Genomic DNA, 21,780 nt, shown 5'->3' on the forward strand with positions numbered 1-21,780 from the left:
GACGACAGGCGCCCCCCCGCCGATCATCACGCCGCCGACATCGACACCGACCGATGAACGGCGCGGGAATGGTGAAGAAAAATATCCGGTCATGGCCGGCTGCCCTTTGTTAGCGCAGAATTCCGGAATCGGTTTCCGGAAACAATCATGCGCAAAAAACTAAATACAGCGTCGTTTGCGCGTCCGAAAGGACGCGCGGCGCTGTAGAAGGTCCGGGCATGAGGTGGAGGAGCAAAGATGGCTTGTCAATGGCGACGGGCAGGCAGACCTGTCAAATCGACCGCCGGGCAAATAAAGAAACGTTCCGGCGGCATTGGTTGCCACCGGAAAAGATGGTCGCGCGCAAAGCGTGCAGCTATCCCTGCACGTGAACCCGAAAATCGAAACGATTTTCGGAAAGGATCATGCGCCAATCGGAAATGCGACAGCGCCCTTTGCGCGTCCAAAGGACGCGCGGCGCTGTAGAAGAACGTCAGTGCGTGGTCGGTTTCGGTTTCGCCTTCAGTTTTTCAATCTCGTCCTTGAGTGCCAGCTTGCGCCGCTTGAGATTCACGATTTCGAGGTCATCGACCGATGGATGGTTCATCGCATCATCGATTTCGCGTTCGATGTCGCCGTGTTTCCGCTGCAGCTCATCAAGATGGGATGCAAGAGACATGATTGGTTCTCCCTTTCATGGTTTCCTCGATTGCAGCCGTCAAGGCGCGTCCACCGCAGGCTCGCTTCTGTGACGGCATAATGACAGTGTGCCACTATCGGGCATCGATGTCGAATGCTGCGTGGTAGCATTTCACGACAATACGAAATGTGGTATTGGCTGCGCGCCGGTGCAAGATACCTCCGGCCCCGCCCAATCAGGCCCATTTTTGGGCGCCGCAGACGTGCAGACGGTAGATAATGTCCGAACAGGAACAGGCCGATATCCGCCTCGAATATTCTCGGCTGAAGCAAGAGCATGCCGATTTCGACGCGGCGATCAACGCGATGATCGCCATGGGCTGCGACCCTCTGCAGATCCAGCGCATGAAGAAGAAAAAACTTTTCCTGAAAGACCGGCTGATGGCGCTGGAAGACCGGATCATCCCCGACATCATCGCGTGAGCGAATCCACTTACCGTCGCGGCAAATCCTGCTCATCCCGTGATCGAAAGCCTTGCGGCGCGTTCGCGCAGCAGGGCAATGAGATGGCCGGTCTTCTCCTCGGAAGTGTCGATGGGAACCACCAGGCATATCGTCGCCTCGACCTTGCCGGCAGCTGAAAAGACCGGCGCTGCAAGGCATTTTGTATAGGCGTCGACAAGACCGGAGGTCACACAGTAGCCGGCAGACCCGGCCGTGACGATATCTTCTATGAAGTCGTCCAGCAGCAATCTGCGGCCGTCCGGCAGGACGAGATCGTCCTCAGACACCATGTCTTCGATCACGGCCCGTTCGAAACCGGCGAGTAGCAATCGCCCGGAAGCGGTCCAGGGAAGCGGGATCTGCAAACCTGTGGCCGAACTGATCCGGAACGGCCTGGTGCCCGGGCTTGAATGGACAATCGTATAGCGGCCGCTTTGCAGCATACACAATTCAGAGGTCTCGCCCGTCTCGCGCGACAGATTGTCGACTTCCTGACGCCCTCTCCTGAGCAAGTCGTTGCCGCGCACATAGTCCATTCCGTAGAGATAAAGCCTCTTCCCGAAATAGACCCGATTGCCGTCGACGGCCATTTCCAGCAGGCCTGCATCCACGAGCGAGCGCACAAGCGTGTAGATCGTCGAGCGCGGCGCATTCACTCCTTTGGCGAGATCGCCAATCCCGATCGCTCGCTGGTTCGCGTGAAGAAACTCCAGGATATGGAGCACCCGGTTGAGACCCTTCTCGCGGGAACTCGCAATCTTGTCTTCGTCCGGACCAGCTTCCGACCGCGCTGCCAAGGCATTGCCATCTTGCATTACTGATTCCTGATGCTAGTATCTGTCTTGTACAGGATACATGTGTCTTTTGTAAGAGACAATCCAGCAGATCACTGGCGCATGTATCGCCAAGGGGAACACAACACGAAGGAGGTCGCCGTGAACGACACATCCAAAAGACGTGAATTTCTGAAACTGGGAATGGCAGGGCTTGCAACGGCCGGAGTGGTGGGCGCAGCAGCAACGATCGATGTTCAGAAGGCGGCAGCGCAAGCTGCACCGGACAGCCTGCTGCGCACTGTTCTTGAGCGCGGCAAGGTGATCGTCGGCACCGGCAGCACCAACGCGCCCTGGCACTTCGAAAACGATGCCGGCGAGCTGGTCGGCATGGACATCACCATGGGGCGCATTCTTGCCAAGGGGCTTTTCGACGATACGACCAAGGTCGAATTCGTCATGCAGGATCCGGCACAGCGCATTCCGAACGTGACCACCAACAAGGTCGACATCTCGATCCAGTTCATGACCATGACCGCCCAGCGCTCGCAGCTTATCCACTTCTCCCGGCCCTATTACGTCGAAGGCATCGCCTTGCTGACCCTTCCGAACGCCGAAAACAAGACTTTCGACAAGCTGCTTGCCGGCGGTTCGGCGACACGGATTTCCATCCTGCAGAACGTCGATGCCGAGGCAAATGTGCGAATCGTCCTGCCGGAGGCGCAGGTGATGCAGATAGACACGCAGGCCAACGTGCTGCAGGCACTGGAATCGAAGCGCGTCGACGGCGCCGCCGTCGATCTGTCGACGGTCCGCTGGCTCGCCTCGCGTAATCCGGACAAATACTTCGATGCCGGCAAGAGCTGGTTCTCGATGCTTTACGGCGCCGCACTTCGGCAAGGCGACCTCGACTGGCTGACCTTCGTCAACACGACTTTCACCACCGCCATGTTCGGCCATGAGACGGCGCTCTATGACGCTGCATTCAAGGACTATTTCGGACAGGAGCCGCCGGCGCGCCATCCCGGCTTCCCGGTCATCTGATGCAAGCTGGCGGAAGGGCGCGCCCTTCCGCCTCCTTCTCGTCGACGGCCCTCGATATCACAGGGACACATGGGCTATACCCTAAACTTCAACCTGATCTGGCGGCATTTCGACAAGCTCTGGGGAGGGCTGCTGCTCAGCCTCGAGCTGGCCGTGATCTCCATCGCGATCGGCATCGTCATCGGGCTGCTTCTGGCGGTCTGGTACGTGTCGGCCGGGCGTGCGGTGCGGACCGTCATCGCCGCCTATGTCGAGTTCATCCGCAACGTGCCGCTGATCCTGCTCGTCTATCTCGTCTTCTACGGCCTGCCGACGGTGGTCGACATCGCCTATAGCGCGCAGACCTCATTCATTGCCACGCTGTCGCTCTATAGCGGCGCTTATCTGGTCGAGGTGTTCCGCTCGGGGCTCGAAGCGGTTCCGCGCGGGCAGCTCGACGCCGGCAAGGCGATCGGCCTGACGCCCTGGCAAAGGTTGGTCCATGTGCGCCTGCCGACGATGTTGCGGATAACGCTGCCCGCACTTTCCAACACGTTCCTATCGCTGTTCAAGGACACGTCCGTTGCCTCGGTCATTTCCGTGCCCGAGCTCACCTACGGCGCCCAGTGGATCAACTTCAACACCTTCCGCATCGTCGAGGTCTATCTTGTAGTGACGGCGATGTACCTCTTGACCGGCTATGCGCTTCTTTATGCGCTTCGGCTTGTCGAGCGCCGGTTCAGGGCGGCGCACTAGGATGCTTGGCCAGATCGCCTATGCCTTGCCTTTCCTGGCCCAGGGTTTTGCCGTGACACTATGGGTGTCGCTGCTGGTCGTGGTGTTGTCGCTCGTCGCCGGCGTGATGATGGGCGTCGGCCTTATCTATGGCCCGGCTCCGCTGCGCTGGGCGGTGCGGATTTTCAGCGACACCATACGTGGCATTCCGATCCTGGTGCTCATCTTCTTCGTCTATTACGGCCTGCCTGCCGTCGGCATCCATCTGGAATCCTTCTGGGCAGCCGTGCTGGCACTCACCCTGTTCAAGACGGCGCAGGTCATCGAGTATCTGCGCGGTGCGGTCGGTTCCATACCGAAGGGGCAGTCCGAAGCGGCGATGGCGATCGGGCTGACCTTTCGCCAGCGACTGGCTTACGTCATCTTCCCGCAAGCGTTCAGGCGCTTCCTGCCGCCTTGGATCAATGGCGTCACCGATGCGGTGAAGGGCAGCGCGCTGGTCTCGCTGCTCGGCATCACCGACCTGATGCACGCCATCAACCAGGTCATCGGCCGCACCTACGAGGCGATGCCGCTCTACATCCTCGGTGCGGTCATCTACTTCGTCGTCAATTACGCCCTCTCCCTGGCCAGCCGACGGTTGGAGCGGCGTTTCTCCTTTATCCGGGAATAGCAAGATGTCCATCGCCCCGCCCGCCAATCCGGCGCTTCTCGATGTCTCCGAGGTTTCCAAATCCTTTGGATCCGTCGAGGTCCTGCGCTCCGTCAGCCTGCAGGTGACACGCGGCGAGGTGGTGACTGTCATCGGACCTTCCGGCAGCGGCAAGACCACGCTGCTGCGCTGCGTCAACTTCCTGGAGAGCTACGACAGCGGCTCCATCCGCATCGACGGCAAGGAGGTCGGTTTCCGCGACACAGGAACACGCCAGCGCCGCAGCGAGCGCGACCTGGCGAAGATGCGCGCCGAAACCGGAATGGTGTTCCAGAGTTTCAATCTGTTCCCGCATCTGACGGCGGCCGGCAACATCATGCTTGGCCTGCGCAAGGTGCGCGGCAAGAGCAGTACCGAAGCACGTGCCATTGCCGAGCACTGGCTCGGCCGGGTCGGCCTCGCCCACAAAGCCGACAGCCTGCCCGCCGAGCTTTCCGGCGGTCAGCAGCAGCGTGTCGGCATCGCCCGGGCGGTGGCGATGGAGCCGAAAATCCTGCTTCTCGACGAGATAACATCCGCGCTCGACCCGGAGCTCGTCGGCGAGGTGCTCGAGGTCGTGCGCAGCCTGGCGGAGGACGGCATGACAATGGTGATGGTCACGCACGAGATGGCCTTTGCGCGCGACGCCTCGAGCCGCATCGTCTTCATGGCGGATGGCGGCGTCAGCGCCGCAGGCCCGCCTGCCGAGATTCTGGGCGCTGAGATCGAAAATGAGCGTCTCCGCAGTTTCCTGGCGCGGTTTCGTGCCTCGCATTTCTGACATCCGGACGGCGAAAGCTGTCGCAAGGAGCCTTTCATGACGCCTTACATCCGGCTCGCCGAATTGGGCCTGACGCTGCCCGAGCCGCCGGCGCCGATCGCCAACTTCGTCACCCACGCCGAAAGCGGACGGCTGATCTTCCTCTCCGGCCAGGGGCCGTTGCGCGCCGACGGCACGCTTTGCACCGGCAAGGTGGGCGAGGACGTCACTGTTGAAGAGGCTTATAAGCATGCCCGTCTCACCGGCCTGAACCTGCTCGCCGTCATGCACGCCGCGGCAGGCGACCTCGGCCGCGTCGTGCGCGTCGTCAAGCTGCTTGGCTTCGTCAACGCGATCCCGACCTTCAGTGACCATCCGAAAGTGGTCAACGGCTGCTCCGATCTTTTCGCCGCTGTCTTTGATAATATCGGCGGGCACGCCCGCTCGGCGATCGGTGTCGGCTCATTGCCGGGCAACATCACTGTCGAAATCGAGGCGGTGGTCGAGATCGCCGCCTGATGTCTACCAAATGGGATCCGCAAAAATGAAAACCTATTCGGCAAACGGCTCCAACACGACAATTCGCGAACGGCTGGGCCTTCGCCCGATCATCAACGTTTCCGGCACGATGACAGCGCTCGGCGCCTCGATCATCGTCCCGGAAGCGATCGCCGCGATGTCGGAGATCGCGTCGCAGTGGGTGGAGATGGACGATCTGCAACGCGCCGCAAGCACGGTCGTCGCGCACCTCACAGGAGGCGAGGCCGGCTTCGTCACGGCTTGCTGCGCCAGCGGCATCACCATGGCGATTGCCGGCACGATGACCGGCACCAACCTACTCGCGATCGAGCGGCTGCCGGACGACACGGAGGGCCTCAAGTCCGAGGTCATTGTCCAGCTCGGTCACATCGTCAACTACGGCGCGCCGATCGACCAGTCGGTCCGGCTTGCCGGGGCCAGGACCGTACCGGCCGGCACGGTCAGCGTGACGCAGGACTATCATGTGCGCGAGGCGATCTCCGACCGTACCGCGGCAGGCCTCTATGTCGTTGCGCACCACACCGTGCAATACGGCATGCTTTCGCTCGAGGAATTCTGTGAAATCTGCCATGCCAGGGGCGTCCCGGTGATCGTTGACGCCGCCTCCGAATACGATTTGCGCGGCTTTCTCGCACGCGGCGCCGACATCGTCGTCTATAGCGGGCACAAATTCCTCAGCGGACCAACAAGCGGCATCGTCACCGGGCGCAAGGATCTGGTGCGGGCCGCCTATCTGCAGAATCGTGGCGTTGCTCGGGCGATGAAAATCGGCAAGGAAAGCATCGCCGGCACCATGGCCGCTCTGGAGGCCTGGGAGCGGCGCGACCATGCCGGTATCCGCAAGCGGGAAGAAGTGGCTTTGCATCTGTGGAGAGACGCATTGCAAGGGCTGCCCGGTATCGCCGCGCATGTCATTCCCGATCCGACCGGCAATCCGCTCGACCGCCTGCAGGTGTTTGTTACGCCCGAAAGCAGGTTCACCGCCGCCGGCCTTGCCTCGGCGCTGGCGGCAGGTTCGCCTCCCATTATCGTCCGCAACCACGAGGTCGAGCGCGGTCACTTCTTCCTCGACCCCTGCAACCTTCATCCTGGCGAGGCGGAGATCGTCGCCGAGCGCCTACGGGCAGTGTTGAGCGCAAGTGACCGTCCTGCGGATGCCATGAAGTCGGCTCGCAAGGATAGCGCCGGCGCCTTGCGCTGGCCGGATTAGGTAACATGGCGCCATACGCCTGAATGCTGCGCCGAGGCATGGTATCCTTGCCGTCGATCCCGAATTCCGCTAATGCGCGCCTTTGCCGCCGGGAGCAGAAGCTTGGACGATCACCGTGCCGACGTCGCCATCATCATGGGCAGCCAGTCCGACTGGGCGACGATGCGCCACGCCGCCGAAACGCTGGAGGCGCTAGGTATCCCGCACAAGCGGCTGATCGTCTCGGCCCACCGAACCCCCGACCGGCTCTATGACTTTGCCAAGGGCGCCAAGGCGGCCGGCTTTCGGGTAATCATCGCCGGCGCCGGCGGTGCGGCGCACCTGCCCGGAATGACGGCGGCGATGACGCCGCTCCCCGTTTTTGGCGTGCCGGTAGAATCTAAGGCGCTTTCCGGACAGGACTCGCTGCTCTCTATCGTGCAGATGCCGGCCGGCATTCCGGTCGGCACGCTGGCCATCGGCAAGGCGGGCGCCACCAATGCCGCCCTTCTGGCTGCGGCCGTGCTGGCGCTGACTGACGAAAAGCTCGCCGCCCGGCTTGATGCCTGGCGCGCCGCCCAGACCGCCAAGGTCGCCGCCGAGCCCACGGACACGCAATGAGCCTGCCTGCGGGATCGACCATCGGCATCATCGGCGGCGGCCAGCTCGGCCGCATGCTGGCCATGGCCGCGGCTCGCCTCGGCTATCGTACCGTCGTGCTGGAGCCGCAGCCGGATTGCGGCGGCACAGGTCGCCAACCGGCAGATTGCCGCCGCCTATGACGACACGGCTGCGCTCGCCGAACTGGCGGCAGTCAGCGCCGTCGTCACCTATGAGTTCGAGAACGTGCCGGTCATGGCCGCCAGCGCGCTTGCCGTCACAGTCCCGGTCTATCCGCCGGCACGCGCGCTGGAAGTGGCGCAGGACCGGGTGGCGGAGAAGAAATTCCTCAACGGCATCGGCATTCCCACGGCAGATTTCTGTCCCGTCGACAATGACGACGAGCTGACGGCGGCGCTGAAAAAGTTCGACGGCAGCGGCATATTGAAGACGCGGCGCATGGGCTATGACGGCAAGGGCCAGCGCGTGTTCCGCAACATGGAAACGGGTGGCTTTGCCGGCACCTGCGAGTCGATGGGCAACGTGCCGTTGATCCTCGAATCCTTCGTCGGCTTCGAACGCGAGATTTCGGTGATCGCGGCGCGCGGCATGGACGGTTCGCTCGCCGCCTATGATCCGGCAGAAAACGTCCACCGGGACGGCATCCTGCACAGCTCGACCCTGCCGGCCAGGATAGGGTCCGAAACCGCCGCTGCAGCGCAGGCGGCGGCGGCAAAAATACTTGCGGCGCTCGATTATGTCGGCGTCATCGGTATCGAGTTCTTTGTCCTTGCCGACGGCGCGCTGCTGGCCAATGAGATCGCGCCGCGCGTCCACAATTCCGGCCACTGGACGGAAGCCGCCTGCACCGTCTCGCAGTTCGAGCAGCACATTCGCGCCGTCGCCGGCCTGCCGCTGGGAAATCCCGGCCGCCATCTCAACTGCGTCATGGAGAACCTGATCGGCGACGATGTCCTGCGCGTCCCGGCCCTGCTCGCCGAGCCCGATCTGATGCTGCATCTCTACGGCAAGGCCGAAGCGCGTCCCGGCCGCAAGATGGGCCATTTTACGCGAATGAGCCGTCACCGTTGAGGCCAGGGGGCGCCCCTCTACTGCCGTAGATAGAGCAGAAACTCAAAATCCGCCACACTGGCTTCAACCATGAAGCATGCTGCGGTTGACACGGGCAAGGCTCCTCGTTTATGAGCCACGCACAAGTTGAGAGGCGCGCTTTCCGAGCGCGCCTTAATAATTCGGCCCAAGCGGGCCCAGACCGACGGGCAAGACCATGAAGATCAAGAATTCGCTCAAGGCGCTCAAGGCGCGTCACCGCGACAACCAGCTGGTTCGCCGCAAGGGCCGCGTCTACATCATCAACAAGACCGCTCCGCGCTACAAGGCACGCCAGGGCTGAGTCTTTTCGCGTGGGGGTGCCTGCCTCCGCGCTTGCATGATTTGCCGGCCTGCCGGCCCTTTCACGCTAAATTCAGTTTGACGATCTGCTGTCCGGGGTTAGATTCCGGTCATGCGGATTCTCTTTGCATTCTTCGCGGCGCTTTTTCTTTTCGGTTCCGCCTCGCTTCCGGCTCAAGCGGACGATGCGGTCGCCCCTCCGATTGCCACGACCAGGGAGGCAAGGCTCGACCAGCTGTTTGTCGACCTGAAGCGCGAGCGCAATGAAAAGGCCGCCGAGCGCATCGCCGCGCGCATCTCGCACGAGTGGTCGCAATCCGGCAGCGCCTCGATCGACCTGATGATGCAATGGTCGCAAAAGGCGGCCGAAGAAAAAAAGTTCGACGTGGCGCTCGACTTCCTCGACCAGGTGGTGACCTTGCAACCGGCCTATGCGGAAGGCTGGAACCGGCGTGCCACCGTGCATTTCATGATGAATAACTTTGGGAAATCGATGGCGGACATCGACCGCACGCTGCAGCTCGAGCCGCGCCATTTCGGCGCACTGTCCGGCCTGGCGCAGATCATGGCCGTAACCGGCCACAAGCAGTCGGCGCTGGAAGCGTGGCAGCGCGTGCTCAGTATCTACCCGATGATGCGCAGCGCGCAGGATCAGGTCGGCACGCTTTCGGAAGAACTTGCCGGCGAAGGAATTTAATACCGGCAGGCCAGTGCGCCTCGACTGCGACGCTGCCACGGTAATTTCAAACTGTTGTCCTCTTGCGGTGGTCATGCCATTGCAATCTAGCTAGACCTATCTCGGCACTGCTTGCCGGTGAGCGCCAGGTGTGGTTTCCTGTCGGGGGTCAGGGGGGTTAGGCAATCATGATTGCAGCTTATATCGATGAATTTATAATGTTTTGCGTCGGCCTATGGATGTCGGGCATCGGCTACGGGTTTCTCCAGATGCCAAACCAACCCCAGGCTGGACAACGGGCCTGGTTGGCACGCCTTCCCAGCCATTTCAAATGGATGGGGCCGCTCTTGCTGATAATCTCGATCGTACTCGCCGTCGCCTCACCGACTTGATTCGGTCGCAGCCAGTAAGTCGCTGCGCTCATGGTCCCATAGAGGCAAGGCGTCAGCTTGGTGAATTTGCCGTTGAGCGGCTTAAAAGCTCGTCCCGTTGAAGTGATTCATGCGACGCGCTTTGGATGTCTGTTTTCATCCCAAGATCGCTGCGCATTTTGGGCGACTTGCATTAGCCTCTGGCCTGCACGTCCGATCCGACATAGGCGATGCGCAGCATGTTGGTGGAGCCAGGCGTCCTCAGCGGCACGCCGGCCGTGATGATGACCCGATCGCCCGGCTTGCCGAACCCTTCATCCAAAGCGATGCGGCAGGCGCGGTCGACCATGTCGTCGAGGTCGATGGCGTCGGGCGAGACGACGCAATGCGTACCCCACAGAAGCGACAGCCGCCGCGCCGTGTTGACGATCGGCGACAGCGCGACGATCGGCACCTGCGGCCGCTCGCGCGCGGCGCGCAGGCCGGTCGTGCCCGACGCCGTATAGCTGATGATCGCCGACAGTTTCAGCGTCTCGGCGATTTCGCGGGCGGCGAGCGAGATGGCGTCGGCGCCGGTCGCTTCCGGCTCCGAGCGCTGCGCATTGATGATGCCGGCATAGGTCGGGTCGATTTCGACCTTGCTGGCGATGCGGTTCATCATCGCCACTGCCTCGACCGGGTAGGCGCCGGCCGCGGACTCGGCCGAGAGCATGATAGCGTCGGCGCCTTCGAACACGGCGATCGAGACGTCCGACACCTCGGCGCGGGTCGGCACCGGCGCGGTGATCATGGATTCCAGCATCTGCGTGGCGATCACCACCGGCTTGCCGGCGCGGCGCGCGGCGCGGGTGATCTGCTTCTGGATGCCGGGCACGGCTTCAAGAGGCATTTCGACGCCGAGATCGCCGCGGGCAACCATCAAGGCATCCGAAAGTTCGATGATCTCGGCCAGCCGGGCGACGGCCTGAGGCTTTTCGATCTTGGCCATGATGAGCGCCCGGCCGCGTGCGATCTTGCGCGCTTCGGCCAAATCCTCCGGACGCTGGACAAATGACAGCGCCACCCAGTCGACGCCGGTGGCCAACACCGCATCGAGATCCCTGCGGTCCTTTTCGGTCAGCGCGCCGACCGGCAGGTCGGTGTCGGGCAGGCTGACGCCCTTCTTGTCGGAGATGCTGGTGCCGGCGACGACGATGCAGACGATCGCCTTGCCGTCGCTCTTCACCGCCTTCAGCTCGAGCTTGCCGTCGTCGATCAAAAGGCGGTGACCGGCCTCGACCGATCTCAGGATTTCCGGGTGGGGCAGATAGACCCTGGTCGAATTGCCGGGCTCGGGATTGTCGTCGAGCGTGAAGGTCTGGCCGAGTGTCAGCGTCTCTTTGCCGTTGGCAAACTTGCCGACCCGCAGCTTGGGCCCCTGCAGATCGGCGAGAATGCCGATCGGCCGGCCGACCGCTTTCTCGACGGTGCGGATGCGACCGACAAGTGTGCGCATCAATTCATGATCGGTGTGGCTCATATTGATGCGAAACACGTCGGCGCCGGCTTCGAAGAGCTTCTTCAGCATGTCCTCTGAGGAGGAGGCCGGACCGATAGTGGCGAGTATCTTGACCTTGCGGCTGCGTCTCATTGACTGTTTGTTCCCGGGGCGGCTGGAACGCCCCCCGTTGCGGGGTCATCGGTCAGCTGGACCATCCAGCTTGCCTGCTCGCCCGTGTCATATTCCTGGAATCCGGCGCGCTGGAAGCCCCGGGCGACGCAATCGGTAACGCCGGCGATTTTGAACTCTTTTTCGGCCACGCACATGTTGATCGGGCCATCCCAGCGCCCGCCGCGCTCGGCGTCTTCTGCATAAAGATAGTAAAATCTTGATGACAGCGGCCCTTCGATCAGCGTCTTGCAGCTCGATCCCTCGATGTGCCACCAGCCTTCGGTGATCCAGCCGGCTTTGGCGCGATAGCCGATGCCGACGCCGACCAGGTTCTGCGTGGCGTTGCAGACACGGAAATCGGCGCGCGCCGGCGAGGCCGCAACCATCGCGGCGAGGCCCACAGCAAGGGTGAGGAGCGGCATGGCGAAGGCATAGCGCACGCGCGGCCTGCCGGCGGAACCCATCCTGAAATCCCTCAAGAACCACATTCGCATCTCTCAACGCCCCTTTTCGGAAAAGTCCGGGCGCATGTCAACGCGCCCTTTTGCTCAATTCCAATCGATTTAGAAAGGCTTCGGCGCACGATCTTTTGCCTTCCGCCAGATTTCCGCAGAAACCGTGGCCAAACGACGGCATTGCGTAATCATCCCCTTCGTGGAATGACGATACCATCCTCCCCGGAAGCCAGCGAACAGACCATTTCCCGCCGATGACCCGATCCACAGTTTTCGCGCCTTTCGACATCGTCGAGGGCGACCGCAAGCGAGGCATCGTGCTTTTGGCCGATCACGCCCGTCGCGACTTGCCGGAAGAGTATGGCAGCCTCGGCTTGCCGGCGGCGGAATTCGATCGCCATATCGCCTACGACATCGGTGTCGAGACGGTGACGCGCGAACTGGCAGCTTTCCTCGGCGTGCCGGCGGTACTCGCCAATTTTTCGCGACTTCTGATCGATCCCAATCGCGGCGAGGACGATCCGACGCTGATCCGCCAACTCTATGACGGCACCGTCATTTCGGGAAATTATCCACTTGCCTTGAAAGAACGTGAAAGGCGGCTCGACCGCTTCTATTGGCCCTATCACGATGCGGTCGGCGCTATGATCGCCTCGGTGGCACAGGCTTCCGCAAGCGCGCCCTTCATCTTTTCGGTACATTCCTTCACCCCATTCATGCAGGGATTCGTGCGCCCTTGGCATGTTGGTGTCTTGTGGGATCGCGACGACCGGGTGGCGCGACCGCTGATCGAAATGCTTGCCGAGGACAAAAGCCTTATCGTTGGCGACAACGAGCCCTATGACGGCGCATTGCGCGGCGACACCATGTTCAGGCATGCCATAGTCAACGGCTTTGCCCATGCGCTGATCGAAATCCGTCAGGACCTGATCGCCGGTCGGAAGGATGCGGTCGCCTGGGCCGAACGGCTGGCGCCGATCGTTGACGCGATCAACCGCCGTCCCGATATACATCACGTCAAACGATTCGGCTCGCGCACCGGGCCGCTGTAAGGAGGTTTCGATGACGGAACTCAGCGACGCGCAAAAACGCGATTGCGAAGCCGCCGCCTTCCGCCGGCTGGTCGCGCATCTGCGCGAACGCACGGACGTGCAGAACATCGACCTGATGAACCTCGCCGGCTTCTGCCGCAACTGTCTCTCCAACTGGTATCGCGACGCCGCGGAGGCGGGGGGCGTCGATCTCAGTAAGGACCAATCGCGCGAGATCATCTACGGCATGCCCTATGCCGAATGGCAGGCGCTCAACCAGACTGATGCCTCCGATGCCAAGAAGGCGGAGTTCGAGGCAAGAGGCCCCAGGGATCACTAACCGATCGCTGTCATCAACCTCGAGTTCAAGCGAGTCGCTTGGCCCAAGCACTTTCAAGAACGAGCGCTTGACCGAGGATTGAATCGATCTAATTTGCCGCGCGAAGCTATTGTGGCACCGGATTCTACACGATGGACACGCTAAAAATCATGCAGACCGCCATTCGTGGACGATGGGCCGTGGCGGCCATCTTCCTCGCCAATGGTTTTCTGACCGGCGCCTGGGCGCCGCAGATCCCGGTGGTCCTGACCCGGCTGGATATCAGCAAATTTACGCTTGGCCTGCTGATCTTGCTGTTCGGCGCCGGCGCGGTCACAGCCATGACTTGGTGCGGCCACCTGATCTCCAGGCATGGTTCGCGCACCGTGCTGCGCTGGTTCGGTCTCATCGGCAGCTTCGGCCTGCTGGTTGTGGCGCTTGCCCCCAACGTGCCGCTGGCGGCCATAGCCATGTTCATCTTCGGCGGTTCGATCGGCGGCATGGATGTCGCTATGAACGCCAATGCGGTCGTGGTGGAACGGCGGTTGTCCCGCGCCATCATGTCGTCCTCGCACGGCTTCTGGAGCCTTGGCGGTTTCACCGGCGGCGCTCTCGGCGGCTTCGCCATCCAGAACTACGGTCATCTCGCCCATTCGATGGTCGTGACAGCTCTCGCTTTCGCAGTGATTGCAGTGGCAGTCCGCTACCTGATCGCCGAGGATAAGCCTCAGGTGACCAACCATCACAAATTCGCGCTGCCTGGAAATCCGCTGGTCTATCTGGTCGGACTGATGGCGCTGCTGACGATGATCTCCGAGGGTGCGGTACTCGACTGGGCGGCGCTTTACCTGCAACAGGAACTCGGCACCGACCTTGCCATAGCGGGTTTGGCCTACGCCGCTTTTTCCGGCGTCATGGCCGTCATGCGCTTCGCTGGCGACGGAGTCCGCAACCGTTTCGGTGCCGTGACGACGCTGCGCGTCTCGGCGCTTGTCGCCGCCGCCGGCATGCTGGTGGCTGGGCTGGTGCCCTCGCCCTGGCTCGCCATCTCAGCCTTTGCCTTTTGCGGCTTTGGCATCGCCAATATGGTGCCGATCCTGTTTTCGGCCGGTGGCAACCAGGAAGGCATGTCATCCGGCACCGGCATGAGCGTCGTCACCACCATGGGCTATTCCGGCATTCTGGTGGCGCCTTCGGCAATCGGCTTCATCGCCGAGCATTCAAGCTTCGGTCCGATCTTCGTGGCTTTGTCGGGACTGCTGGTCGTCGTATTTTTGATGGCCGGGCTCGCTCACCGCGCCGAATTCGCGCCCGACCCAGCACCAGCCGAATAGCGTTTCAACTCCTCACAGAGGAAATCCGCGACACGGCGGATGCGCACGCTGGTGCGCACGTCCCGGTGCATGGCCAGCCATACCGGCAGCGTCGGCAGCGCGAGGGCCGGCAGCACTGTCTCCACCAGCGGATCGCGATCGGCCAGCGGCTCCTGGCCGAAGCCGATGCCGTTTCCCGCCCGCACCGCCTCCCAAAGCACGATTTGGTTGTCGGTCCTGAAGCGGAAGGCATTGCGGGTGAGCAGGACACCAAACTGGGCAAAGCCGCGAATGATCGCATCGCTGCGGTCGAAGCCGATCAGATCGTGGCCGGCAAGATCGCCGGGTTCGCGCGGACGGCCACGCCGGTCGAGATAGGATTTTGCCGCGCAGGCGCGGAGCGGAATGTCTGCCACTTTACGCGCCACCAATTCGTTCTGCGCCGGCTTCACCATGCGGATGGCAATGTCTGCATCGCGGCGCAAGAGATTCTCGACCTGGTTCGACGCGACGATCTCGACCTCGATGCCGGGTTCCTCGGCGCCCAGCCGAGCCGTCATCTCGGGCAGGACATAGGCAGCCACCACCTCGCTGGCGGCAACGCGTACCGTGCCTTCGATCGCCTCGACCGATCCCAGCGCCAATAGCGAAAAGGCGCTTGCCTGCTCGCTCACTGCCCGGCCGCGTTCGTAGAGCGTGCTGCCGGCTTCGGTCAGCGCATAGCCGCGCCGCCCGCGCCGGAACAGGGTGACGCCGAGCGCCTGCTCCAGCTCGGCGATATGGCGGCCGAGCGTCGGCTGGCTTGCAGCCAGCTTGCGCGCGGCAGCGGACAGGCTGCCGGTTTCCGCCACTGTGACGAAACTCTTGATCAGGTTCCAGTCGAATTCCATTCAAAACTGAATATCACGTCGCAAAATTCAGTCAATTTCTATTCGTTTGCGGACGGATCATATTGTGACTGTAACGCAAACACGGAGACGAAAAATGACTAAGATCGCAATTCTGGGTGCCAATGGCCGGCTCGGCCGCGTGGTGGCCAAGGCCTTCATCGACGCTGGCTATGAAGTCCGCGCCATCACCCGCAGCGGCAAGATCGCGGCAGAACTCACAGGCGCCATCGCCGTCGCCGGCGACGGGCTCGATCGCGAAGCGCTTATCCGCGCCACCGAAGGCGTCGACATCATCTTCAACGGCCTCAACCCGATCTACACCGACTGGGGCAAGTGCCTGCCGATGGCCGAGAATGTCATGGCCGCGTGCCGGGCGAACGACGCATTGCACCTCGCTCCCGGTAGCGTTTACAATTACGGCTCGCCGATGCCGGAGGTCATCACCGAAGACACGCCGTTCCACCCGACGACCGAAAAGGGCCGCATCCGCGTCGCCATGGAAGACCTCTTTCGGCGCGAGGCCGAAGCGGGTCGAGTGCGCACCATTCTGCTGCGGGCCGGCGATTTCTTCGGCGGCACCGGCAGCGGAGCGTGGTTCGATCTGATCGTCGCCGCCAAGATGGACAAGGGCGTCTATACCGCTCCCGGGCCGGTCGATCTCGTGCATGAATGGGCCTACCTTCCGGACTTGGCCAAGGCGTTCGTCGGGCTAGCCGAGAATCTCGACAAGCTCGGCTCCTACGAATCGCTGAACTTTCCCGGCCACGCCGTTACCGATCTCGAGATCAAGGCGGCCGCGGAAAAAGCGCTCGGGCGCACGCTGAAACTGACGTCGATGCCGTGGTGGGTGCTGCGCGCTGGCAGCCCGTTCGTGGCAATGTGGCGCGAGATCGTCTCGATGTCCTATCTGCGCTTCGAACCGCACCGGCTGGTCTCGGCAAGGCTGGAAGGCATCATCGGCACGATCCCGCATACGCCCCTGCATAAGGCGGTGGCAGGCGCTCTCGATGATCTCAGTGTCGCCACGATTGACGGCGTTTCGAAAGCTGCCTGAAAACGGAGAGTGGTCACTACCCAGCGGATGATCCGAACCGAAGGCTCGGAAAGGACCAAGCGAAAATCAAATGCTACAGCGCTGCGCCCTCAGAAGGCGCGCAGCGCTGTACCTTGTCGAGCGCACCAAACTCCCGGTCAAATCCTGCCCATCAGCAGCAACACCAGCAGCACGATCAGGATGACGCCGACGATGCCGGAGGGACCATAACCCCAGGAACGCGAATGAGGCCATGCCGGCACCGCGCCGATCAAAATGAGGATCAGAATGATGACGAGAATGGTGCTGAGCGTCATGAGAAACTCCCCGCTTTGAGGTGTCGCATGACAGACAATGCAAAAGGCCGCTGGGTTGTTCCCGGCGGCCTTTTCTTTGCGCGATCAGAATACGCTCGGCACTCCAAGCAAAGTTGGCCTATTCGGCGGCCTTCGGGAAGGCGATCGCCGGCTCGTCAAGCGAGCCCGGTCTTGCGGGCGTCTCGACAGTCGCCCCGACTGTCTTGCCGCGCCGGAACACCCGACGGAAGAATGCATAGAAGCGGCTGTTCTTACTGCGCGTGAACACCATCAGCATCGACGGTGTCACCACCAGCGTCAGCAAGGTGGCGAAGGACAGGCCGAAGACGATCGCCGACGACAGCGATATCCACCATTGCGTCGACGGCGCGTTGATCGTCGTCTCGTGATGGAAGATTTCGAGACCGAGGCCGAAAGCGATCGGCAGCACGCCGAGGATCGCCGACACCGCCGTCAGCACGACCGGCCGGGCACGCTCACGGCAGGTCTGCAGCACCGCGTCCATCTTGTCCCAGCCCTCTTCGCGCAGCCGGTCATAAGTGTCGATCAGCACGATGTTGTTGTTCACCACCACGCCGGCGAGCGCGATGACGCCGATGCCCGACATGACGATGCCGAACGCCTCTCCTGTCAAAAGCAATCCCAGGAACACCCCGACCGTCGCCATAACCACGCAGGACAGCACCAGCCAGACGCTGGTGAACTTGTTGAACTGCATCAGAAGCACCAGGAAGATCAGGAAGATCGCGGCACCGAAGGCCTTGCTGAGGAAGGCGCTGGCCTCGGCGCTATCCTCGTTCGAGCCGGCAAGCTTCCAGCGTATGCCGCTGCCGAGATCCATATCGGCGACAGCCTGGGTGACCTGCTGCTGGACAGAAGCGACTTGCTCGCCGGCGGCGACATTGGCCTGGACAACCACGGTGCGCGCGCCGTCGATGCGGTTGAGGATACCGACGGTCGGCTCGGGCTTGCGCACGACGAAATTCGAGATCGGCACCGACCCTTGCGAAGTCTGCACCCTGAGGTCGTCGAGTGTCGACAGCGTGCGCCGGTCCTCGGGCAGGCGCAGCCTGATGTCGACGGCGTCGTCAGCACCGGCTGGCCGGTATTCACTGAGCTTCAGCCCGTTCGTCACCAGTTGCACAACCGTTCCGACCGAGGTCGGGCTGATGCCGTATTGCGCCGCCTTGGCGCGATCGACGTCGAGCGCCCAGTCGACGCCGGGCGGCGGCAGGCCGTCGGAAATGTCGATGACGCCGGGCACCTTGGCAATGCGCGCGGCGACGGCGCGCGCCTTGTCGTCGAGACCTTTTGGGTCGACGGCCGAAAGCCTGATCTGGATCGGCTTGCCGGTGGGCGGGCCGGCCTCGGGCACGCGAACCTCGACGTCGACGCCGGGAATGCCGGCCATGACGCCGCGCAGTTCGTCCAGGATCGCGTTCGCCGATTTGCGCTCGCGCCAGTCGACGAACTCGTACTGGATTACGCCGACTACGTCTTCAGGAATGTCCTGACCGCCGCCTTGGGTCTTGCCGACACGGGTGTAGACCGATTTCACGCCCGGCCAGCCGAGAAGCCGGTTCTCGGCGGTCTTCGTGGCGGCATCCATTTCGGCGAGCGAAAGGTTGCCGCGGGCGTGCACATAGAGCAGGCCGTAGTCAGGCTCGACATTCGGGAAGAACTCGACGCCGGCGCCGTATTTCGAATAGGCAAAGCCGACACCGAACAAAAGGCCAACGGTGAGCAGAAGTACGGTAATGGGAAAGCGAACCGCCTGCTTGACCACGGCCATGTACCAGCCGTCGCGGTTGTCATTTTCGTGATGCGGCGGCGCCTTGGCGAACAGGGCGCCGAGCGCCGGCGCAAAGACCAGCGCATAGAGCATCGAGGCCGAAAGCGTGACGATCAGCGTGATCGGCATGTATTTCATGAAATCGCCGATGATACCCGGCCAGAACAGCAGCGGCGAGAAGGCGGCGATGCGCGTCATCGTCGCGGCGATAACTGGACCGGCCATGCGCTTGGCGGCAAGTGCGAAGGCCTCTGCCTTAGGCATGCCTTCGCTCATCCGCCGCTCGGCGAATTCGGTGACGATGATGGCGTCATCGACGAGCATGCCGACCGCCAGGATGAGGCTGAACAGCACGATCATGTTGATCGTGTAGCCCATCATGGCCAACAGCAGAATGCCGATCAGGAAGGACGATGGGATGGCCAGTCCGATCAGCAGCGATGCACGGCCCGAGAGCGCGTAGAGAATGACGATGAACACCAGGATCACGGCGATCATGACGTGATTCTGCAGATCGCCGAGCAACTGGTTGACGAAGACCGATTTGTCCTGCGTGTAGGTGACGTGCATACCTTCCGGCATGGTTTTTATGAAGGCATCGGACACGGCCCTCACCTGGGCGATCGTGTCGATCAGGTTAGAGCCGATGCGCTTCTTCACCTCGATGGCGATCGCCGGCTTGCCGTCGAGACGGGTCACCGTCTCGGCGTCCTTGAAGGTGGAGCGGACGGTGGCGATATCCTTGGCCTGCACCACGGCATTGGGGCCGGCGACGATCGGAAGCGCCGCCACGTCCTCCGGCGTCTCGATCAGCGACGGCACCTTGACCGCGTATTTGCCCTCGGATCCTTCGATGTTGCCGGCGGCGACAAGACTGTTGGAATCACCGACAGCACCGATCAGTTGCTCGAGCTGCAGCCCGTAGGAAGACAGTTTCATCGGATCGATGACGACTTCGACGAGATCGTCGCGGGCGCCCTGCAGCGAGCCCTCCAGCACGCCAGGCACTTCCTCGATGCGGTCGCGCAACTCGCGCGCCGCCGCCGTCAGCATGCGCTCGGGCACTTCGCCCGACAGGGTCACGACAAGGACGGGGAACTCGGAGACGTTTACTTCGGAGACTACAGGCTCCTCGGCAGCCTGCGGCAGGTCGGCCTTGCCATCCTGGACCTTGCTGCGCGTGTCCTGCAACGCCGTCGCCAGATCCGTCTGCGGGTGGAATTCGACCAGCACGTAACCGCCGCCCTGGAAGGCGGCCGAACGCATCTCCTTGAGACCTTTTAGGCTTTTCAGCTTGGCCTCCATCGGCCGCAGCAGAAGGCGTTCCGAATCCTCAGGCGAGATGCCCTGATAGATCAGGCTGACATACATCATGGGAATCGGAACGTCGGGTTCCGCTTCCTTCGGTGTCGACTGATAGGCAACCGCACCCGCAAGGATGAGGAAGACCAGGACCGAAATGGTCAGCCGGGCGTTGTTGATTGCGAGTTTTACGATATCCATGATTACTGCGTCCCGGCCGTCGCTTCGCCCAACAGCTTTTGGATGGTCGCCCGGTCGGCCTCGACCGGCTTGACCACTTCGCCTTCCTTCACCAGTTCCTGGCCGGCGACGATGATGCGCGCATCGACGGGGATGCCGCCGAGCACTAGGCCGGTTGGCGTGTCGTCGACCAGGTCGATGGGGAAGAACACGACCTTGTCGTCCTTGTCGACGGCGCGAATGCCGAGGTCGCCCTTGTCGCCCAGCGTCACCACGGAGCGCGGCAGAATGACGGCGTCGGTCGGCTGCGCGCTTAGCGCGATCTCGGCGGTCATCCCGGCCGGAATAGTGCCCTCGGGGTTGGGGATTGCGATCTCGACGCGGAAGGTGCGGGTGGCGGACGAGGCGTCGCGGCTGATATAGCGCACGGTGCCCTCGACATTCTGGCCGCTGACCAACCGGACATTCGCCTTGTCGCCGATCTTCAGATAGCCGAGATCGCGTTCGCTGACCTCGCCGCGGGCGATCACCGGATCAAGGCTCAGAATGGTCGCCACTTCGCCGCCCTGCATCACGGAACTGCCAAGCTCCACCGGCACTCGGTCGATGACGCCGTCGAAGGGCGCCTTCACTTCGTTGCGGTCAAGCTCGGCTTGCGCCGTCTCCAGCAGAGCCTGCGCCGAGGTCAAATTCGAGCGCGCCGTATCGAGTTGCAGCTTGGGCAGATTGCCGGTTTTCGCCAACCGCAACGCCGCGTCGAGTTCGGCCTGACGCTGAACCAGAAGCTGCTTGGCGTTGCTGACCGCCGAAAGCTTTTCCTCGGCTGCCAACATCAGCACGAGGTCGCCGGTCTTGACGCGCTGTCCCTGCTTGACCGGAAGCTTGTCGATGACGCCGGCGACGCGCGTCGCCAAGACCGCGCGCTTATCGGCTTCGGTCAGTCCGGAAATGCGGATGGCGCGCGCATACGTACGCCTGGGCGGAGTTATGGTCGCGACGGTGCGCAGGGGCGCCTTGGGCTGTTCTGCCTCACTGGGCTTGGCCTTGCTGGCGTCAGCCGCCTTTGGCTGCTCGACCTCCCCCGCCTTGGGTTCGTTGTCGGCGGCCGCGCTGCCGACGGACGAGAACTCGCCCGTCACCATCCATGCAGCGAACCCGACAAGCACAACAATGGCTGCAAGCTTGTGAAACCTGTATTTCGGCATCGTCGTTTTTCCAGTGCGCGGGGTTCGGCCAGGCCGCGTCTTCTAACTCGGGCGCGTCGCCGATATGGGTGCGCGCAAGGCCGTGTTCAACTTGCCGTGATCGGCGAATGAGCTTCTACATCAAAGTTGCACCGCAATATAGTCAGAAAAGTTGATGGGTAATACTTCGCTGGGCAGGATGCGCCCGCCGCCACGAGGCGCGCCGGATCAGCGCAGCCGTTCCGTCTGCCACATGGCGGTCGGCGCAGCGCGGATACGAAAGCAACCGCTAGACCGCGACCCTCGAACCCTTGGCTGCATCAACCGTCGTCGTTGCCGTGCCTTAGGCTTTCCTCTGCCGCTGGGGAGGCGCTATCGAAACGGCATGGCAGCAGCTGTCAGCATGATGGGAATATTTCA

The 21,780-nt window shown here is 62.4% G+C and carries 23 protein-coding genes and 1 pseudogene; 16 read left to right on the forward strand and 8 right to left on the reverse strand.

Features of this window, described 5'->3' with window-relative positions; translation table 11 throughout:
• Nucleotides 1-472: 472 nt before the first annotated feature.
• Nucleotides 473-658 (reverse strand): YdcH family protein, encoded by a 186-nt coding sequence (locus tag EOA85_RS06025; protein WP_023797036.1) that lies wholly within the window; start codon nt 656-658, stop codon nt 473-475.
• A gap of 239 nt (nt 659-897) precedes the next feature.
• On the opposite strand from EOA85_RS06025, the gene EOA85_RS06030 reads away from it, so the two are divergent.
• Nucleotides 898-1,101: a YdcH family protein gene (locus tag EOA85_RS06030; RefSeq protein ID WP_023797035.1), complete on the forward strand. Its 204-nt coding sequence runs from the start codon at nt 898-900 to the stop codon at nt 1,099-1,101.
• A 32-nt stretch (nt 1,102-1,133) separates the two neighbouring features.
• Here the strand turns inward: EOA85_RS06030 and EOA85_RS06035 are convergent, their stop codons facing one another.
• Entirely contained in the window at nt 1,134-1,937 is an 804-nt protein-coding gene (locus tag EOA85_RS06035) for an IclR family transcriptional regulator (protein ID WP_127208721.1), read from the reverse strand.
• Nucleotides 1,938-2,057: 120 nt separating this feature from the next.
• Between EOA85_RS06035 and EOA85_RS06040 the strand changes: the two genes are divergently transcribed.
• From EOA85_RS06040 to EOA85_RS38700, 11 genes and pseudogenes are all read left to right on the forward strand, one after another.
• Complete coding sequence (locus tag EOA85_RS06040; protein WP_127208722.1) at nt 2,058-2,939, forward strand: transporter substrate-binding domain-containing protein; 882 nt, start codon at nt 2,058-2,060, stop codon at nt 2,937-2,939.
• A 69-nt stretch (nt 2,940-3,008) separates the two neighbouring features.
• On the forward strand, nt 3,009-3,674 hold the full coding sequence (locus tag EOA85_RS06045; protein ID WP_065011301.1) for an amino acid ABC transporter permease: 666 nt from the start codon (nt 3,009-3,011) through the stop codon (nt 3,672-3,674).
• A 1-nt stretch (nt 3,675) separates the two neighbouring features.
• A complete protein-coding gene (locus EOA85_RS06050) occupies nt 3,676-4,326 on the forward strand; it encodes an amino acid ABC transporter permease (protein ID WP_127208723.1) in 651 nt (216 codons plus the stop codon).
• Nucleotides 4,327-4,330: 4 nt separating this feature from the next.
• Nucleotides 4,331-5,125 (forward strand): amino acid ABC transporter ATP-binding protein, encoded by a 795-nt coding sequence (locus EOA85_RS06055; RefSeq protein WP_127208724.1) that lies wholly within the window; start codon nt 4,331-4,333, stop codon nt 5,123-5,125.
• Nucleotides 5,126-5,161: 36 nt separating this feature from the next.
• Entirely contained in the window at nt 5,162-5,623 is a 462-nt protein-coding gene (locus tag EOA85_RS06060; protein WP_127208725.1) for a RidA family protein, read from the forward strand.
• A 25-nt stretch (nt 5,624-5,648) separates the two neighbouring features.
• Nucleotides 5,649-6,854: an aminotransferase class V-fold PLP-dependent enzyme gene (locus tag EOA85_RS06065; RefSeq protein ID WP_127208726.1), complete on the forward strand. Its 1,206-nt coding sequence runs from the start codon at nt 5,649-5,651 to the stop codon at nt 6,852-6,854.
• A 102-nt stretch (nt 6,855-6,956) separates the two neighbouring features.
• Entirely contained in the window at nt 6,957-7,454 is a 498-nt protein-coding gene (gene purE / locus EOA85_RS06070) for a 5-(carboxyamino)imidazole ribonucleotide mutase (RefSeq protein ID WP_127208727.1), read from the forward strand.
• Nucleotides 7,451-8,525: pseudogene (locus EOA85_RS06075) on the forward strand (5-(carboxyamino)imidazole ribonucleotide synthase). The gene purE and the pseudogene EOA85_RS06075 overlap by 4 nt, the downstream one beginning before the upstream one ends.
• A 196-nt stretch (nt 8,526-8,721) precedes the next feature.
• Complete coding sequence (ykgO, locus tag EOA85_RS06080) at nt 8,722-8,847, forward strand: type B 50S ribosomal protein L36 (protein WP_006327841.1); 126 nt, start codon at nt 8,722-8,724, stop codon at nt 8,845-8,847.
• Nucleotides 8,848-8,958: 111 nt separating this feature from the next.
• Entirely contained in the window at nt 8,959-9,543 is a 585-nt protein-coding gene (locus EOA85_RS06085) for a hypothetical protein (protein WP_127208728.1), read from the forward strand.
• A 167-nt stretch (nt 9,544-9,710) separates the two neighbouring features.
• Complete coding sequence (locus tag EOA85_RS38700; protein WP_065011295.1) at nt 9,711-9,914, forward strand: hypothetical protein; 204 nt, start codon at nt 9,711-9,713, stop codon at nt 9,912-9,914.
• A 172-nt stretch (nt 9,915-10,086) separates the two neighbouring features.
• On the opposite strand, the gene pyk is transcribed toward EOA85_RS38700, so the two are convergent.
• Nucleotides 10,087-11,523 (reverse strand): pyruvate kinase, encoded by a 1,437-nt coding sequence (gene pyk, locus EOA85_RS06095; protein WP_127208729.1) that lies wholly within the window; start codon nt 11,521-11,523, stop codon nt 10,087-10,089.
• A complete protein-coding gene (locus tag EOA85_RS06100) occupies nt 11,520-11,966 on the reverse strand; it encodes a DUF1036 domain-containing protein (RefSeq protein WP_245316137.1) in 447 nt (148 codons plus the stop codon). Before EOA85_RS06100 ends, pyk begins: the two co-directional genes overlap by 4 nt.
• Nucleotides 11,967-12,253: 287 nt before the next feature.
• Between EOA85_RS06100 and EOA85_RS06105 the strand changes: the two genes are divergently transcribed.
• The 3 genes from EOA85_RS06105 (at nt 12,254) to EOA85_RS06115 (ending at nt 14,683) form a co-directional block, all read left to right on the forward strand.
• Nucleotides 12,254-13,051, forward strand: coding sequence for an N-formylglutamate amidohydrolase (locus tag EOA85_RS06105; RefSeq protein WP_127208730.1), 798 nt, complete (start codon nt 12,254-12,256; stop codon nt 13,049-13,051).
• Between the two features lie 10 nt (nt 13,052-13,061).
• Nucleotides 13,062-13,370, forward strand: a complete 309-nt coding sequence (locus EOA85_RS06110; protein WP_127208731.1) for a DUF1244 domain-containing protein — start codon at nt 13,062-13,064, stop codon at nt 13,368-13,370.
• 131 nt (nt 13,371-13,501) lie between these two features.
• The gene (locus EOA85_RS06115; RefSeq protein ID WP_127208732.1) at nt 13,502-14,683 is read left to right on the forward strand and encodes an MFS transporter; all 1,182 of its coding nucleotides are present in this window, start codon (nt 13,502-13,504) and stop codon (nt 14,681-14,683) included.
• Here the strand turns inward: EOA85_RS06115 and EOA85_RS06120 are convergent.
• Nucleotides 14,641-15,552 (reverse strand): LysR family transcriptional regulator, encoded by a 912-nt coding sequence (locus tag EOA85_RS06120; protein ID WP_127208733.1) that lies wholly within the window; start codon nt 15,550-15,552, stop codon nt 14,641-14,643. The genes EOA85_RS06115 and EOA85_RS06120 overlap by 43 nt on opposite strands.
• 94 nt (nt 15,553-15,646) lie before the next feature.
• Between EOA85_RS06120 and EOA85_RS06125 the strand changes: the two genes are divergently transcribed.
• Nucleotides 15,647-16,606: an SDR family oxidoreductase gene (locus EOA85_RS06125; protein ID WP_127208734.1), complete on the forward strand. Its 960-nt coding sequence runs from the start codon at nt 15,647-15,649 to the stop codon at nt 16,604-16,606.
• Nucleotides 16,607-16,743: 137 nt separating this feature from the next.
• Here the strand turns inward: EOA85_RS06125 and EOA85_RS06130 are convergent, their stop codons facing one another.
• The 3 genes from EOA85_RS06130 to EOA85_RS06140 form a co-directional block, all read right to left on the reverse strand.
• Nucleotides 16,744-16,902, reverse strand: coding sequence for a DUF3309 family protein (locus EOA85_RS06130; protein ID WP_036267059.1), 159 nt, complete (start codon nt 16,900-16,902; stop codon nt 16,744-16,746).
• 118 nt (nt 16,903-17,020) lie between these two features.
• Nucleotides 17,021-20,197, reverse strand: a complete 3,177-nt coding sequence (locus tag EOA85_RS06135) for an efflux RND transporter permease subunit (RefSeq protein WP_127208735.1) — start codon at nt 20,195-20,197, stop codon at nt 17,021-17,023.
• Nucleotides 20,198-20,199: 2 nt separating this feature from the next.
• The gene (locus EOA85_RS06140; protein WP_127208736.1) at nt 20,200-21,381 is read right to left on the reverse strand and encodes an efflux RND transporter periplasmic adaptor subunit; all 1,182 of its coding nucleotides are present in this window, start codon (nt 21,379-21,381) and stop codon (nt 20,200-20,202) included.
• Nucleotides 21,382-21,780: the final 399 nt, after the last annotated feature.

This window comes from Mesorhizobium sp. M5C.F.Ca.IN.020.29.1.1, from assembly GCF_003997375.1.
Classification (GTDB): Bacteria; Pseudomonadota; Alphaproteobacteria; order Rhizobiales; family Rhizobiaceae; genus Mesorhizobium; species Mesorhizobium wenxiniae.

Bases quoted from the DNA above. Each gene is read 5' to 3' on its own strand.
- EOA85_RS06110 (WP_127208731.1), top strand. From the start codon at position 13,062: ATGACGGAACTCAGCGACGCGCAAAAACGCGATTGCGAAGCCGCCGCC.
- pyk (WP_127208729.1), bottom strand. From the start codon at position 11,523: ATGAGACGCAGCCGCAAGGTCAAGATACTCGCCACTATCGGTCCGGCC.
- EOA85_RS06065 (WP_127208726.1), top strand. From the start codon at position 5,649: ATGAAAACCTATTCGGCAAACGGCTCCAACACGACAATTCGCGAACGG.
- EOA85_RS06130 (WP_036267059.1), bottom strand. From the start codon at position 16,902: ATGACGCTCAGCACCATTCTCGTCATCATTCTGATCCTCATTTTGATC.
- EOA85_RS06045 (WP_065011301.1), top strand. From the start codon at position 3,009: ATGGGCTATACCCTAAACTTCAACCTGATCTGGCGGCATTTCGACAAG.
- EOA85_RS06115 (WP_127208732.1), top strand. From the start codon at position 13,502: ATGGACACGCTAAAAATCATGCAGACCGCCATTCGTGGACGATGGGCC.
- ykgO (WP_006327841.1), top strand. From the start codon at position 8,722: ATGAAGATCAAGAATTCGCTCAAGGCGCTCAAGGCGCGTCACCGCGAC.
- EOA85_RS06050 (WP_127208723.1), top strand. From the start codon at position 3,676: ATGCTTGGCCAGATCGCCTATGCCTTGCCTTTCCTGGCCCAGGGTTTT.
- EOA85_RS06105 (WP_127208730.1), top strand. From the start codon at position 12,254: ATGACCCGATCCACAGTTTTCGCGCCTTTCGACATCGTCGAGGGCGAC.
- EOA85_RS06125 (WP_127208734.1), top strand. From the start codon at position 15,647: ATGACTAAGATCGCAATTCTGGGTGCCAATGGCCGGCTCGGCCGCGTG.
- EOA85_RS06035 (WP_127208721.1), bottom strand. From the start codon at position 1,937: ATGCAAGATGGCAATGCCTTGGCAGCGCGGTCGGAAGCTGGTCCGGAC.
- EOA85_RS06085 (WP_127208728.1), top strand. From the start codon at position 8,959: ATGCGGATTCTCTTTGCATTCTTCGCGGCGCTTTTTCTTTTCGGTTCC.
- EOA85_RS06025 (WP_023797036.1), bottom strand. From the start codon at position 658: ATGTCTCTTGCATCCCATCTTGATGAGCTGCAGCGGAAACACGGCGAC.
- EOA85_RS06120 (WP_127208733.1), bottom strand. From the start codon at position 15,552: ATGGAATTCGACTGGAACCTGATCAAGAGTTTCGTCACAGTGGCGGAA.
- EOA85_RS06030 (WP_023797035.1), top strand. From the start codon at position 898: ATGTCCGAACAGGAACAGGCCGATATCCGCCTCGAATATTCTCGGCTG.
- EOA85_RS06100 (WP_245316137.1), bottom strand. From the start codon at position 11,966: ATGCCGCTCCTCACCCTTGCTGTGGGCCTCGCCGCGATGGTTGCGGCC.
- EOA85_RS06060 (WP_127208725.1), top strand. From the start codon at position 5,162: ATGACGCCTTACATCCGGCTCGCCGAATTGGGCCTGACGCTGCCCGAG.
- EOA85_RS38700 (WP_065011295.1), top strand. From the start codon at position 9,711: ATGATTGCAGCTTATATCGATGAATTTATAATGTTTTGCGTCGGCCTA.
- EOA85_RS06055 (WP_127208724.1), top strand. From the start codon at position 4,331: ATGTCCATCGCCCCGCCCGCCAATCCGGCGCTTCTCGATGTCTCCGAG.
- EOA85_RS06140 (WP_127208736.1), bottom strand. From the start codon at position 21,381: ATGCCGAAATACAGGTTTCACAAGCTTGCAGCCATTGTTGTGCTTGTC.
- EOA85_RS06135 (WP_127208735.1), bottom strand. From the start codon at position 20,197: ATGGATATCGTAAAACTCGCAATCAACAACGCCCGGCTGACCATTTCG.